This is a genomic window from Pseudomonas sp. HLT2-19-2, from assembly GCF_054898005.1.
The window spans coordinates 1,234,759-1,248,810 of sequence record NZ_CM142712.1 but is presented as its reverse complement, the minus strand read 5'-3'; the positions used below and the strand labels follow the sequence as shown (position 1 = coordinate 1,248,810).

At 54.8% G+C, this 14,052-nt stretch carries 16 protein-coding genes and 1 pseudogene; 14 read left to right on the top strand and 3 right to left on the bottom strand.

Annotation, left to right across the window (positions count from 1 at the left end; genetic code table 11):
• The first annotated feature begins 39 nt into the window (after positions 1-39).
• The 6 genes from folM to ACYZTU_RS05725 all read left to right on the top strand — a co-directional run bounded on the left by folM (position 40) and on the right by ACYZTU_RS05725 (position 3,796).
• Positions 40-750 carry a dihydromonapterin reductase gene (gene folM, locus ACYZTU_RS05750; RefSeq protein ID WP_461968634.1) on the top strand — a complete coding sequence of 237 codons (711 nt, stop codon included), beginning with the start codon at positions 40-42 and terminating at the stop codon, positions 748-750.
• A gap of 25 nt (positions 751-775) precedes the next feature.
• The gene (gene folE / locus ACYZTU_RS05745; RefSeq protein WP_461968632.1) at positions 776-1,351 is read left to right on the top strand and encodes a GTP cyclohydrolase I FolE; all 576 of its coding nucleotides are present in this window, start codon (positions 776-778) and stop codon (positions 1,349-1,351) included.
• Positions 1,352-1,353: 2 nt separating this feature from the next.
• Entirely contained in the window at positions 1,354-1,725 is a 372-nt protein-coding gene (gene folX / locus ACYZTU_RS05740; RefSeq protein WP_461968630.1) for a dihydroneopterin triphosphate 2'-epimerase, read from the top strand.
• Between the two features lie 69 nt (positions 1,726-1,794).
• Entirely contained in the window at positions 1,795-2,091 is a 297-nt protein-coding gene (locus ACYZTU_RS05735; RefSeq protein WP_008150700.1) for a DUF1244 domain-containing protein, read from the top strand.
• Positions 2,084-2,422, top strand: a complete 339-nt coding sequence (locus ACYZTU_RS05730; protein WP_461968628.1) for a HopJ type III effector protein — start codon at positions 2,084-2,086, stop codon at positions 2,420-2,422. Before ACYZTU_RS05735 ends, ACYZTU_RS05730 begins: the two co-directional genes overlap by 8 nt.
• 123 nt (positions 2,423-2,545) lie before the next feature.
• Positions 2,546-3,796: a 2-aminoadipate transaminase gene (locus ACYZTU_RS05725; RefSeq protein ID WP_461968626.1), complete on the top strand. Its 1,251-nt coding sequence runs from the start codon at positions 2,546-2,548 to the stop codon at positions 3,794-3,796.
• 120 nt (positions 3,797-3,916) lie between these two features.
• Here the strand turns inward: ACYZTU_RS05725 and trxB are convergent, their stop codons facing one another.
• The gene (gene trxB / locus ACYZTU_RS05720) at positions 3,917-4,879 is read right to left on the bottom strand and encodes a thioredoxin-disulfide reductase (RefSeq protein WP_131061180.1); all 963 of its coding nucleotides are present in this window, start codon (positions 4,877-4,879) and stop codon (positions 3,917-3,919) included.
• A gap of 315 nt (positions 4,880-5,194) precedes the next feature.
• On the opposite strand from trxB, the gene cysZ reads away from it, so the two are divergent.
• From cysZ to ACYZTU_RS05685, 7 genes and pseudogenes are all read left to right on the top strand, one after another.
• Positions 5,195-5,947 carry a sulfate transporter CysZ gene (gene cysZ / locus ACYZTU_RS05715; protein ID WP_461968624.1) on the top strand — a complete coding sequence of 251 codons (753 nt, stop codon included), beginning with the start codon at positions 5,195-5,197 and terminating at the stop codon, positions 5,945-5,947.
• An 86-nt stretch (positions 5,948-6,033) separates the two neighbouring features.
• Positions 6,034-7,323 (top strand): DUF6538 domain-containing protein, encoded by a 1,290-nt coding sequence (locus ACYZTU_RS05710; RefSeq protein ID WP_461968622.1) that lies wholly within the window; start codon positions 6,034-6,036, stop codon positions 7,321-7,323.
• A 57-nt stretch (positions 7,324-7,380) separates the two neighbouring features.
• Positions 7,381-7,628, top strand: a pseudogene (locus tag ACYZTU_RS05705) (tyrosine-type recombinase/integrase); the annotation flags it as partial.
• 802 nt (positions 7,629-8,430) lie between these two features.
• Positions 8,431-9,213, top strand: a complete 783-nt coding sequence (locus tag ACYZTU_RS05700) for a phage antirepressor KilAC domain-containing protein (protein WP_461968620.1) — start codon at positions 8,431-8,433, stop codon at positions 9,211-9,213.
• Positions 9,214-9,550: 337 nt separating this feature from the next.
• Positions 9,551-10,192 carry an ATP-dependent Clp protease proteolytic subunit gene (locus ACYZTU_RS05695; protein ID WP_461968618.1) on the top strand — a complete coding sequence of 214 codons (642 nt, stop codon included), beginning with the start codon at positions 9,551-9,553 and terminating at the stop codon, positions 10,190-10,192.
• A gap of 57 nt (positions 10,193-10,249) precedes the next feature.
• Positions 10,250-10,759, top strand: coding sequence for a phage antirepressor KilAC domain-containing protein (locus tag ACYZTU_RS05690; RefSeq protein WP_461968616.1), 510 nt, complete (start codon positions 10,250-10,252; stop codon positions 10,757-10,759).
• A gap of 328 nt (positions 10,760-11,087) precedes the next feature.
• Positions 11,088-11,933, top strand: coding sequence for a hypothetical protein (locus tag ACYZTU_RS05685; RefSeq protein ID WP_461968615.1), 846 nt, complete (start codon positions 11,088-11,090; stop codon positions 11,931-11,933).
• A 725-nt stretch (positions 11,934-12,658) separates the two neighbouring features.
• Here ACYZTU_RS05685 and ACYZTU_RS05680 read toward each other — a convergent pair.
• Together ACYZTU_RS05680 and ACYZTU_RS05675 are read right to left on the bottom strand one after the other, a co-directional pair.
• A complete protein-coding gene (locus ACYZTU_RS05680; RefSeq protein WP_461968613.1) occupies positions 12,659-13,018 on the bottom strand; it encodes a hypothetical protein in 360 nt (119 codons plus the stop codon).
• A gap of 37 nt (positions 13,019-13,055) precedes the next feature.
• Entirely contained in the window at positions 13,056-13,403 is a 348-nt protein-coding gene (locus tag ACYZTU_RS05675) for a hypothetical protein (RefSeq protein ID WP_461968611.1), read from the bottom strand.
• Between the two features lie 95 nt (positions 13,404-13,498).
• Between ACYZTU_RS05675 and ACYZTU_RS05670 the strand changes: the two genes are divergently transcribed.
• On the top strand, positions 13,499-13,729 hold the full coding sequence (locus ACYZTU_RS05670; protein WP_461968609.1) for a helix-turn-helix domain-containing protein: 231 nt from the start codon (positions 13,499-13,501) through the stop codon (positions 13,727-13,729).
• Positions 13,730-14,052 lie beyond the last annotated feature (323 nt).

The following is a 14,052-nucleotide window of genomic DNA, read 5'->3' as shown; positions in this document are numbered from 1 at the left end:
GCTGGTATAGTTTTGCTCTTACCGCGACGCGAGCCGTTCATGACCTCTTCCGCAGCCCCAATCCTTATCACCGGTGCCGGCCAACGTGTTGGCCTGCACTGCGCGCAGCGTTTGCTTGAGGATGGCCAGCCGGTGATCTTCAGCTACCGCAGTGAACGCCCCGGTGTGCAAACCCTGCGCGACCTGGGGGCGACCGCGGTGTTTGCAGACTTCTCCACTGAAGCAGGGATCTTCGCGTTCATCAGCGAACTGAAAAACCACACCGACAGCCTGCGGGCGATTGTCCATAACGCCTCCGAATGGTTGGCCGAAACCTCCGACACCGACGCTGCGGCCTTCACCCGCATGTTCAGCGTGCACATGCTGGCGCCTTACCTGATCAACCTGCACTGTGCCGACTTGCTGCAACGCTCAAGCCCCGCCGACATCGTGCACATCGGCGACGACGTGACCCGCAAGGGCAGCAGCAAGCACATCGGCTACTGCGCCAGCAAAGCCGGGCTCGACAGCCTCACCTTGTCCTTCGCCGCGAAATACGCGCCGACAATCAAGGTCAACGGCATCGCGCCAGCCCTGCTACTGTTCAACCCTGACGACGACGCGGCGTACCGCGCCAAGGCCCTGGCCAAGTCCGCGCTGGGTATCGAACCCGGCAGCGAAGTGATCTACCAGAGCTTGCGCTATTTGCTCGACAACCCTTATGTCACCGGCACGACCCTGACCGTCAACGGCGGACGGCACATCAAATAAGCGGTCCCGCGAGGATGGATGCTCCATGACGTTATCCCTGCCCCAGAATTCCCTGTCCCAGAGCTATCGCGAGATCCTCATCGGCCTCGGTGAAAACCCCGACCGCGAGGGCCTGCAAGACACCCCGGCTCGCGCGGCAAAAGCCATGCAGTACCTCTGCCATGGTTACGAGCAAAGTGTCGAAGAGATCGTCAACGGTGCGCTGTTCGCTTCTGACAACGATGAAATGATCATCGTCGACAACATCGAGCTGTACTCGCTCTGCGAACATCACATGCTGCCCTTCATCGGCAAGGCGCATGTGGCTTATATTCCAACGGGCAAGGTGCTGGGCCTGTCGAAGATTGCGCGACTGGTGGACATGTTCGCCCGCCGTTTGCAAATCCAGGAAAACCTCACCCGGCAAATCGCCGACGCGGTGCAGCAAGTGACCGGCGCGGCGGGCGTCGCGGTGGTCATCGAAGCCAAGCACATGTGCATGATGATGCGCGGCGTCGAGAAACAGAATTCGACCATGAACACCTCGGTGATGCTCGGCGCCTTCCGCGACTCGAGCAACACCCGCCAGGAGTTCCTGCAATTGATTGGACGGAGCAAGTAGCAATGCCACAACTTCAACCAGGAATGGCACGCATCCGGGTCAAGGACCTGTGCCTGCGGACCTTCATCGGCATCAACGAGGATGAAATCCTCAACAAGCAGGATGTGCAGATCAACCTGACCATCCTGTATGCCGCTCAGGAAGCGGTGCGTGACAACGACATCGATCACGCGCTGAATTACCGCACCATCACCAAGGCGATCATCGCCCACGTGGAAGGCAATCGGTTCGCCCTGCTCGAGCGCCTGACTCAGGAAATTCTTGATCTGGTCATGACCAATGAATCGGTGCTGTACGCTGAAGTGGAAGTCGACAAGCCACACGCCCTGCGTTTCGCCGAGTCGGTGTCGATTACCCTCGCGGCGAGCCGCTAAGCGCGTCTGGCGCATTGTTCGTCAGACTTTTATCATCCGCGCCACGATTTGATTGCACAGAGCCCCGCCATGACCGATCAACAACGCCTGGAACTCGAAGCCGCCGCCTTTCGCCGACTGGTCGCCCATCTGGACAGCCGCAAGGATGTGCAGAACATCGACCTGATGAACCTCTCCGGTTTCTGCCGCAACTGCTTGTCCAAGTGGTACAAGGCCGCCGCTGACGAACGCCAGATCGAGGTCAGCCTCGATGACGCCCGCGAAGTGGTTTACGGCATGCCGTACGCCGAGTGGAAAGCCCAATACCAGCAAGAAGCCAACGCCGAACAACAAGCGGCGTTCGCCAAAGGAAAACCCAATGAGTGATTTGAACACCCTGCGCACCCGCCTCAAGAGCGGCGAACACGTTTTTGCCGACACCCTGGCCTTCATCGCCACCGGCTACGAATATCAGCCCCAAGCCTTCAACAACGGCGGCGTGGAAAACGCAGCCGGGCAGAACGAAGGCTCGTGCAAGACCTTGGGTCTGGTGCTGCTGGAAGGTTTGAGCGATGAAGAAGCGCTGTTGGCGTTCGGCGAACATTACCGCTTGGTGGTGGCCACGCCTGAAGGCAGCGATCACGGCAATATTCGCGCGTTGATTGCGCATGGTTTGGCCGGTGTGAAGTTCACTCAGCAGCCGCTGACTCGTCGCTGATTCCACGCCCACCCAACACATCCCGACTTTTAAGATTGACCCGGCGACTTTATTTCGTTTGCCGGGCACCGCTGCTCACGGCTTAGATAAAAAGAAGCATCCCTTCTTCTGAGTCAGGTATCCATGAGCAGCGAAACCATCAGCCGGTCGATCAACATCGTTCATCCCGTCACGCTCAGCCACGGCAAAAACGCCGAGGTCTGGGACACCGATGGCAAACGCTACATCGACTTCGTCGGTGGCATCGGGGTGCTGAACCTCGGCCATTGCCATCCGCGCATCGTCGACGCCATTCGCGAACAAGCCACGCGCCTGACTCACTATGCATTCAACGCCGCCCCTCACGTGCCCTACATCGAACTGATGGATCGTCTCACCGCGTTTATTCCGGTGGACTACCCGGTCAGCGGCATGCTCACCAACAGCGGCGCGGAAGCGGCGGAAAACGCCCTGAAGATCGTCCGTGGCGCGACCGGCCGCACAGCCGTCATCGCCTTCGACGGGGCCTTCCACGGCCGCACGCTCGCCACGCTCAACCTCAACGGCAAAGTCGCACCTTACAAACAGAAAGTCGGTGTGCTGCCGGGCCCGGTATATCACCTGCCCTTCCCGAGCAAGGATAACGGCGTGACCTGCACCGAGGCCCTGAAAGCCATGGACCGTCTATTCAGCGTCGAGATCGACGTCGACGACGTCGCCTGTTTTATCTTCGAACCGGTGCAAGGTGAAGCTGGCTTCCTGGCGATGGACGCTGAGTTTGCCCAGGCGCTGCGACGCTTCTGCGATGAGAAGGGCATTGTGCTGATCGCCGACGAAATCCAGTCCGGCTTCGGTCGCACCGGCCAGCGCTTTGCGTTCTCGCGACTGGGCATTGAGCCGGACCTGATCCTGCTGGGCAAAAGCATTGCCGGCGGCGTGCCGCTGGGTGCGGTTGTCGGCCGTAAGTCGCTGCTCGACACCTTGCCAAAGGGCGGGCTGGGCGGCACCTATTCAGGCAATCCCATCGCCTGCGCCGCGGCGCTGGCAACCCTGGACGAAATGACTGACGCGCACCTGCAAGCCTGGGGCGCACAACAGGAAGAAGCGATTGTCAGCCGCTACGAATCCTGGCGCACCAGTAAGCTGTCGCCCTATCTGGGCCGCTTGACCGGCGTCGGCGCAATGCGTGGCATCGAACTGATCAATGCCGACGGCACACCGGCATCGGCGCAGTTGACCCAGCTGCTGGCGTTGGCACGAGACGCAGGTTTGCTGGTGATGCCCAGCGGCAAGGCGCGCCACATCATTCGGCTGTTGGCACCGTTGACCACCGAGGCGGCAGTGCTGGAGGAAGGGCTGGATATCCTTGAGGCGTGTCTGGCGAAGCTTTCCTGAACAAACCGGTCTAGTGCCCCAACCTGTGGGAGCGAGCTTGCTCCCACAGGTTTTTTGATCGGCTATTAAATCGCGGCTACAAAAAAACCGGCCGAGGCCGGTTTTTTCATTGCTACGCAATCAGAACGAAGCGTTCTGCAGGTCGTCGAGGTAACGCTCGGCGTCCAGTGCCGCCATGCAGCCAGCGCCGGCCGAGGTGATGGCTTGACGGTAAACGTGGTCAGCCACGTCACCGGCAGCAAAAATGCCTTCGAGGCTGGTGGCAGTGGCGTTACCGTCACGGCCGCCCTGGACCACCAGATAACCGTCTTTCAACGTCAACTGACCTTCGAACAACGAAGTGTTAGGGGTGTGGCCGATGGCAATGAATACGCCGTCGACTGTCAGCTCGTCGAAGCTGCCGTCGTTGTTCTTCAGGCGGGCACCGGTTACGCCCATGTTGTCGCCCAGGACTTCGTCCAGAGTCGAGTTCAGCTTCAAGACGATCTTGCCTTCGGCAACCCGGGCATTGAGCTTGTCGATCAGGATCTTTTCGGCGCGGAAGGTTTCGCGACGGTGAATCAAGGTCACAGTACTGGCGATGTTGGCCAGGTACAGCGCTTCTTCCACGGCAGTGTTACCGCCACCGACCACAGCCACTGGCTTGTTGCGGTAGAAGAACCCGTCGCAGGTTGCGCAGGCCGAAACGCCTTTGCCCATGAACGCTTCTTCCGACGGCAGGCCCAGGTAACGAGCGCTGGCGCCGGTGGCGATGATCAGGGCGTCGCAAGTGTAGGTCGCGCTGTCGCCGGTCAGGGTGTACGGCTTGGCAGCGAAGTCGACGGCATTGATGTGATCGAAGACGATTTCGGTTTCAAAACGCTCGGCGTGCTCTTTCATGCGCTCCATCAGCGCCGGGCCGGTCAGGCCGTGGACGTCGCCCGGCCAGTTGTCGACTTCGGTGGTGGTGGTCAGTTGACCGCCGGCCTGCATGCCGGTAATCAGCAACGGCTTGAGGTTGGCACGGGCGGCATACACCGCGGCGCTGTAACCGGCAGGGCCGGAACCGAGAATAATCACTCGCGAATGACGGACTTCAGACATGACCTGCTCCTGTTGACCGGCCCGAAACTTCTGGCGCGGAACGCCGGGTTGCCGGCGGGAATAAAAAAGGACTGTTGAATGCCTTGGGGAAGGCTCGGGCTCGACAGTCCTGTAAAAAGTATGGGGTGCAGCGTATCGAGGGGGCGAAGATTAAGGAAATACGGTTTAACAATCCAGCTCATAGGCGGTCTCTATCCCATCACGAGGGAGAGATAGGCGCCTTTGTTACAGTTAATGTCGATGCTGCTGCCGCGCTTTCGCCCGTCAGGCAAAGCCGGTAAGGTCGGCGCGTTTCCCCTTTGCTCGGAGCACGATATGCCCGCCCCCGTTCTGTCCGGCCCGCAATACCTGCGCGAAGGCCTCAAGCTGGTATTGAGCCCCAGCCTGCGCTTGTTCGTATTGTTGCCGCTGGTGATCAATCTGGTGCTGTTCGTCGGATTGATCTATCTGGCCGGCCATCAATTCAGCCTGTGGGTCGATACGCTGATGCCCTCCCTGCCTGACTGGCTGAGTTTCCTCAATTACATTCTCTGGCCTATTTTTGTCGTACTGGTGGTGTTAATGGTGTTCTTCACCTTCACCATGCTCGCCAACGTCATCGCCGCGCCGTTCAATGGCTTCCTTGCGGAGAAGGTCGAAGTGGTGGTGCGCGGCACCGATGACTTCCCGGCCTTCAGCTGGGGTGAACTGATCGCCATGGTCCCCCGCACCCTGTCTCGAGAGATCCGCAAACTCGGCTATTTCCTGCCACGAGCAATCGGGCTGTTCATCCTCTCGTTCATCCCCGTGGTGAACATCATCGCCGCGCCGCTGTGGCTGCTGTTCGGAGTGTGGATGATGGCGATCCAGTACATCGACTACCCGGCGGATAACCACAAACTGGGCTGGAACGAGATGCTCGCCTGGCTGCGCGAGAAGCGCTGGCAGAGCATGAGTTTCGGCGGGAGTGTTTATCTGGTGCTGCTGATTCCGGTGGTCAACATCCTGATGATGCCGGCCGCCGTAGCGGGAGCGACCTTGTTCTGGGTGCGCGAACGCGGCGCTGAAAACCTGGTGACCCAACGCTGATCCTTCATGAACTGACAAGAAGTCCCGTTCGCTAGTCACGCTTGAACTGCCCTTTCCCAGCCAACTGATACACAAGGCTGGTACACATGGCACTGATAGCCCAACCGTTCCGGCACCCCGACTCAGGTATCTACTACCTCCGACGCAGGGTGCCGGATGATCTAAGGCACATCATCGGCAAGACCGAAATTCGCCGTTCGCTGAACACTCGAAACCACCTTCAAGCGAAGCCCGCATTTGCCGTTGCGTATGCGGACTCCGAGCGATTGTTCAATGATGCCCGCCAGGGGATCTACATCGAGCACCTTAAGCCTGAAGGAGTCACGACGGCCCTACCTGCTCCTTTACTGCCGGTACAGACAGAACCCTGCGTATTGCTGTCAGCAGCTCTTGCGAGTTACGTTCAATCCATCTCCATGTCGGGTAGGTCTGAATACGTATCGCGGCGTCACGTAGTCGACTACAGCCGTGCCGTCAATAGGTACATCACTGACATGGGCGACATGCCCATTGCGGCAATCCAGCCTTCTGATATCCACAAGTTCGCTACCACCCTGATCCAGCCTTCGGATCCCGAGGTTAAGCCGCTTGCAATCTCTTCTACGCGACTTCTATTGGCAAGGCTGTCATCGGTGCTGACGTTTTCGGTGGACTCTGGCTTGATTGAAACAAATCCCGTCAGTACATCACGGATTCACAAGCGTATAGGATCAGGTAAACCGAAACGCCGCCTGGACGATAACCGGGGGTACAGCTGGAGCGAACTAGTCACACTATTCAGTAATGCCGAGTTTCAACGACTTCGAACTGCCGAGGGCCGTCCGGGCAACGCAGTGTTCTGGATACCGTTGATAGCCGCTTACACTGGTGGCCGTCGCGAAGAACTGGCTCAGCTGTATGTTGAAGACATTCACCAGCACGAAGGGAACTCGTGGTTTATCCGTGTCATTGACGACCGCCCCGACAAGTCCGTAAAAACAGATAGCAGCCGAAGGGAAATTCCTGTCCATCCTGACCTGATCGCCCTTGGTTTGTTGACGCTCGTGCAAGGACGCAAGCCTGGAACGAGAGTTTTCCCCCTGCTGGTCAAAGTCTCCGATGGTTTTGCAGGAATCGTCTCCAAATCATGGCGTCCGATCACTCAGCTCTGCGGAGTCTATCTACCAGGCCGCAATCCCCTTCACGCGTTCCGACACAGTTTCAAGACTCTGGCCAGGGAGCATGGCATCCCCAAAGAGGTTAGCGACTGGATCACAGGGCATGCTTCAGGACACATCGGGGACAGCTATGGCATCAACCCGCTGTCACGAATGGCCTCGGAGATACAGAAACTACCCAGTCTTGCGAAAGCGGCAGGTCTGCTGCCCAGCGGCTAGGGAGAACCGCATAGGCGAAGGCAGAAACTGGCGGGCTTTGTGCTGCTCGTCGGCTGGGATATGCAGAGCGTGCGGGGAAAACTTGGTCACGCACCGTCGAGTGGTTCGGTCGGTACAAGACCAAGCAGGGCATCAGCGACCCCAAGAAGACATTCCACAGTTTTCGGCACACGCTCATCGACGATTTGCGGGACGCTGGAGTACAGGACTCGCTCATAAAGCGGATAGCAGGACACGAAGACGGAGCGGTCACGTTCAGCATTTACGGTAGTCGCAGCCCACTGACGGCGATGGCAGAAGCGCTTGCCGCATCGACATCCCTTAACGGATCTCACGTTCGTCCTGCGACTGGTTGGACAATCCGCACCGCTTATAAAGAAGCCACCCGAGGAAACCAGCAACTTAGACAAAGTTAACCGCTTACGTGTAGAAAACAGCAAGTACTACGCCACCACTTTCTTCTTGACCAGTTCAATCCAAACACAGAACATGCGTCAAGCCACTTGTTCCTAGGGAGCCCCAGCGATGACAACTTAGACAAAGTTAACCGCTTACGTGTAGAAAACAGCAAGTACTACGCCACCACTTTCTTCTTGACCAGTTCAATCCAAACGTCGAACATGCATCAAGCCACTTACTCCTAGGAAGCCCCAGCGATGACAAATAAGAGAATAGTTTTATCCTGCCCGAGACTCAGAACGCCCTGAACTGCCTAGCCCTAATTTAAATTACGCGAGAGAACACCATGCCATAAACGCAAGATAAGTCCGCCCTAGCAAAATGCCCCGACCACCTATAGAGAGCAACAATATGACATAAGAGAATCGCCCTCGCATACATGGCTGAGCATAGAGCCATTAAAGCACTACGATTCCCACCTGTTAATACAACGGAACTCTAAGTTGCCGTGACGGCCTTCTGCTGCCCTTACAAGCCCGAATAACAAACTACAGGACGAAACTATGACCTAGCTCCAACCCGAACTTGTACTGACCTCGCCCAGTACTGAAATAATGCGCGAGACAAGTCTTTACCATCGCCCGCATTAAACGCTACTAAGTTGTAGCGACGGGCAGCTACATCCTAATTTTGAGAGTTACCAATTATATGAAAATGCAAACCACGTATACCAGCGCTGCACACAACCAAATCGCTAGCGCTGTCATCATGGCTAACGGGAGCCCCTTCATCCATCAGTTGCAGGGGGTCTCGGTGGATTACTCTGGCGATACAGCAACTCCCATTACTATGAGCAGCCTGGAGATTGCAAAGCTGACTGGGAAGGAGCACAAGCATGTTATCCGCGACATCAAAACCATGCTTCTTGAAGTTGGAGATGGCCCAATATTGGACCATGTTCATAAGGTGAAGGATGCTCGGGGCTACACGTCTGAAATCAAACTCCCTGGGATTCTGACACAGACTTTAATTACTGGTTACAGCATACCGCTACGGTATCGAGTGCTCCAACGTCTGAATGAATTGGAGGTAGAAGCGGCCAAACCAGTTACCTTCGGGCACTTGCTCCTAGACTACACCGCGCGGTTGGAGCAGAAAATCAGTGAAGATGCCGACAAGGTGGAATTTTATGAAACCATGACTGGCACAGAAAACCTGTTCAACCCAGTCACGGCCTCTAAACTTTTCGGCACAGGACGAACTAGCTACTTGCAGTATCTGCGTGACCATAAGATTCTCATGAGTCGTCCAAACCGGATCAATATGCCGTACCAGAAGTACATGGACGCCGGGCTATTTGAGGTTAAGCTGGGCGACTATGAAAATTCTAAGACTGGTGAAGCTGAAGCAAAGGCGCATCCAATGCTCACTGGAAAGGGTGTGATTTGGCTTAAGCAATTCATTGATCAGAATGGTCGCGATGGCTTGTAATGGGATTGGTTTGACACTACCAATGCGGTAATTGATGCGTACCACTGCATCATGATTGCCACTTGGTGAGCCAGGCCAAAATGGGAAAGTGCGGAGCCGGGGAAGACGTTATGCACCGATCTTGGCGAAGCACTCTTAGAAGGTAGCTGGTGAAACACGCCAGCCATCCTCTAGCGCCCGAACTCATACCCCTATTGACTGCACCAATAGCAAGAAACAAACTCGCCATGCATCAAGCCATGCGCGAGTTAAATGAAAAAACCGAGCCCAATCACAATGCTACATATGTGGCGACGGTCAACCATTGCCTAAAAACCGCAATCGAAAGAGATAACTTATGAAATACCACACCAGCAATCAAATCGTTAATCTTGAGAGCAACCGACATCCAACTAACATCATTACAAGAACGAGAAGTGCGACCCAATACACCATACCAATTACGGGCCCTATTGGTGAGATTTACGAGTATGGCGAACTAGTTAACATCCTGGCATGCGCAACGGAAGAGGATGAGGTGTATATCCGGCTCTCATCACCCGGTGGAAGCTTGGAAACTTGCGACTACCTATGCCGCCGCATGGATGAGTGCGAGGCAAAGATTACAGTCGAGATCGGCTTTACATGTGCTTCAGCCGCTTCGGCTATAGCCCTACAAGCCGATGTTTGGGTGATCTATGAAAGTAGCACGATGATGATTCACTCATGCTCCTATTCCCCTGGACACGGAAAAGAGTCGGATGTTCGGGAGAGAGCAAAATTCGTTGAACGAGTAAACTATGAATGGGTTCAGCGAACCTACCAAGGATTTCTCATCGAGGAAGAGTTGATTGACGCTCTAGATAATGGCAAGGATCTGTACTTCTATGCAGACGACTTGCGTGAACGTATGCCGCTATACAAGGAGTACCGCAAAGAATGTAAAGCAAGAGAAGTCGAAGAAATACTGCAATATTGGAAAAACCAAGACGCAGCCTAACATACTAGCGTTGGTATTCGCTGACGCTCTATTCGCCCAGGAGGGCATTAGTAAAACATGAGTAACATTGTAAACCCGTCTGACTATCAGACAAAAGAAGTTGTAACGGATGATGTCGCTGTCCACGAGAGCGCTGCTCAGGATCTACTCAATAACTCGTTGAAGTACCTTCAAGCACTGGCGGGCCAAGCACAGGCCCTAGTGGAAGATAACGCCCGGCTGGCGCAGAAGATTGAAGAAGATGCATCGAAGGTTGAGTACTATGACGCAGTAAAGAGCGCTATTAACTGCCAGACGATGGAACAAGTAGCAAAAAAGTACGGGGTAGGCACTCATACACTGTTCAAACTCCTGCGCGAGAGCAAAGTGCTGCGGAGCACCTTGGACAATCCCCCGTACCAGCAATACATTGACTCCGGTCACTTCAAGGTCGAGGGACGGGTGTATCAGGTTGCTGGTAAGGTGCGCCAGTACAACCGCACCATGGTAACTGGCAAGGGTGAAATCTACATCGGCAAGTTGCTCCGCAAAGCCGGTTTGTTGCCAGAGGGCAACGCGGCAGGATAAGCGGGAGCCTGTCCGCTACCCGTTCAAGTGGCAGACCCAAGGCTTAGGTATTCCCTAGGACGCATTCTAAACAGTCCTAGCCAAAACGCTCTTTGAAGATGGCTGGTGTCGCGAAACTAGCCATTGATGAAGAACCATAGAAGTTCCAGCCAGCCACACTGCATTGCACTAGTACATATTCCCCTTCGTTCGTTCACGCCTCTAGGCCGCTGAGCAGAGCGAACTGTTGTCGTCTGCGATATGGGTTGACGTGTTTCCGGAACTGATCAACCGGCAACCAACTGAGGATTTGCCCATGAAATAAACTTAATTAACGAAGAGAAGTACAATGGAACTTAGCACTATCGCAGCACGCAATACCGATTCAATCCCCGTAGAAGAAACCGTCGTCGAGCTTTATAAAGGCGGCATGTCAATCGCCAACATCATGAAGGAGACCGGACTACCAGAGCGTAAAGTCAAAGACTTAACCAAAGGAATTGCTAAGCCCCGCAAGGCGAAGAAGGTCCTTGCAAAGACTCAAAAGCCACTAACCAAGGCAGTAGAGCGCGTGTTTTCGCTGGCTAAAACGCAGTACGGCATTCGCGATTACGAGCTACGCAACATCATGCATGAGGAATACCGGTCGGAGTGGGACACCACTACAGGCAACTACGTCAGCAATTACGATCAGAGCACCATCAAGCGGGTTAAACAAAAGGTGAGACTCCGGGCAGCAGAGGAAGATTGCAGCGTCCTGTTCGTGATGGACTGGGTGGATGAGGAAGCACCAACTGCGGGGCGTGAGTTTCTGGAAGCTGCTGCTGCCGACTTGATGTTCAGGATTAAAGCCCACACGCACCAATATATGGAAATCCACGCCACACGCTGGCGAGAGGATAGTGAAGCGGCTGACCTAGCCCAACGCAAGCAACTGTACGCCGTGGAGCACCACCTGCTGAAGATGGCAGTCAAAGGGTATGGTGGGCCAGAACCGTTGGCCTTATTGCTGGAGCGTTCACTTGTCCTGACTGACTTGCTTGCGGGTACACCAGACGCACTTATGCCCGTAAATGAAGGTGACTGGCAGGATGAGAAGCCGGAATACTACCCTGAGCCGAAAGGCATAAACCCGTTCCTAGATTTCGTTCATTCTCAAGGCTGGTTGAAGGAAGTGGAAGACAGGCTTGTCTGACGATAAATATTCTCATTTGTCCGGAAATTGAAATTCGCGCCCACCATACTAAGTGTATGGCGAGAGCCGGACACGCTACTGTATGAGATTAACCTTTTATATTTACCTTGTGACGGTAACGTCACCGATTATAACCTTTGCCGTGAGGCACACCCATTACAACTCTATTCAGTTAAGGGGAAGAGGGCAGAAAGCCCCCCCTGCTTTTGGCTCTTGATCTTGATCTTAACTGTGCAAATTACTGTAGAAGTTATTATCCCGTGGCGTATACGCCACATATAACTATGCACAATTCAGATCAACAGCTTTGTGGGGCTTTGTGCCCTGCCCCACTACTATTTAATATAGCCGTAAGGAAAGATAACAATCCTTTATAGAGCCAATTGGTGACGTTCCGTCACAGCATATTAACCTTTGCCGTGAGGTAAGTTATCAACTCTATTCAGTGGGTGGATAGGGGCTCAGCCACCACCCTGCTTCTAGCTGTTGATCTTGATCTGACCATGCCGAACGGCATAAGGAGCCTGGATGAACTGGTCGCTAACGTGCAGGGCTGTCCATAGGAAAGCCGTATAAGTAACCCATGGGAAGCACCTTAACGTCCAGACGGTGAGCATTAGAATGCAGCGGGGGGACTCAAGATTCTTTTAAGTAGCCCATCCCACGCATGTTAACGTCCAGATGTGATCATTAGCGTGCAGAGATGGGCTTGGGACAGTTTTCGCCTAGTGAACATCCACCGCCGTTAAGCGGGTGTTTACTATCCTCATCAGCGTATCGAAGTCTGCGTGGATGAAGGCTGGGTGGACAACGCAATCGAGGATGCGATATCGCATCGCACGATCATCAACTGAATCTACCCAGCCATTCTTGATGAGGCTTGAGATCGCACGTTCCACCCGTTCACTTCTGAGCGTAAGAAAATCAGGCAACAGAGACGTGTCGATCCTCACAGCACGGTTACGGTCCATTCGCGTCAGTAGAAGCAGCATCACTGCGACTTTGTCCTCGTCCAGCGCTGTACAAGCCGCCATAGCCTCGAACGCATACCGTGGAACATGTACTGTTTGGTCCTTGGGTGTCATCGGTAATTCTCTATCCTGCTACGGAAAGTGGGTCAGACTAGACCGGCTTTTCTGCTCGGGCAAGATTCGGATTCACCACACAGGCTAGGGTTCCACCTGGCTCGCTGCTGGTCTGAACCGAGCTGATCAATCCAGCTGCCTCAAGGTCGGCAATGGCCTTCACGACCTCTTGCAGGGTGATCCCACACTGCCGAGCTACCGCTGCCAGGATGACCTGTACAGCGCTGTCGTCATCGATAGCGGCCACCAGAATCAGCATTACTGGCGCCGTGTGAGGATTGGTTCGGTTCAGCTTACTCAGCTCTCCGAACAGGGACGGGTTGTAGAACAAGCTTTCGCCGATCTCTTCATTATCTGCGGGTAGTGCCACGATTCGCTTGGTCATTTCTCTGCTCCAAGGACACTGCGAGGGCTGACCGCTCAACCGCAATGTCACGATTAGTGTGTTCACGATTAGATCACATCGCTGGACCATGGGGAATGCCAGCACCTCCCTCCGCTCCAGCCCTTCAACACCAATTCGGCCATCGTGTTCGCGAGCTGCGTATTGCTACGGGCATGAATCAGGAAGCGTTTGCCGACAGATGCGGCTTCGCCAGGACCTACATGTCCCGCATTGAAACAGGGGGTGCCAACCCATCTATCAACGCTATCAAAGTGTTGGCTGATGCTTTGGGTGTGAGCATCTCGGTTCTGTTCGAAGGAATGTGAAGCAGGCTAGTACTACAGAAGGGTCTTCCATGCAGCTGATCAAAAACTAACCAATATCTATCGCCTCGCAGGCGTCGGTCACATCCCCTACACCACCCTAGACTCGCCAAAGCCCCTGTTTTCGGGGGATACAAGCATCGGTATCAAGCAGATCGCCCGTTCTTTTATATCCCATATAGGTTATATGGTTATTGCCTGTTGCCGTGATTTCCGTGGCAATGAAGGATCAACTCTGAACCAGCTACCCAGCCGGGGTCGTTCGTACTCTGAGGTGGAGTACAACCTGAACATCGGTGCTTCGGCCTTGTACTCCCCCATAAAGT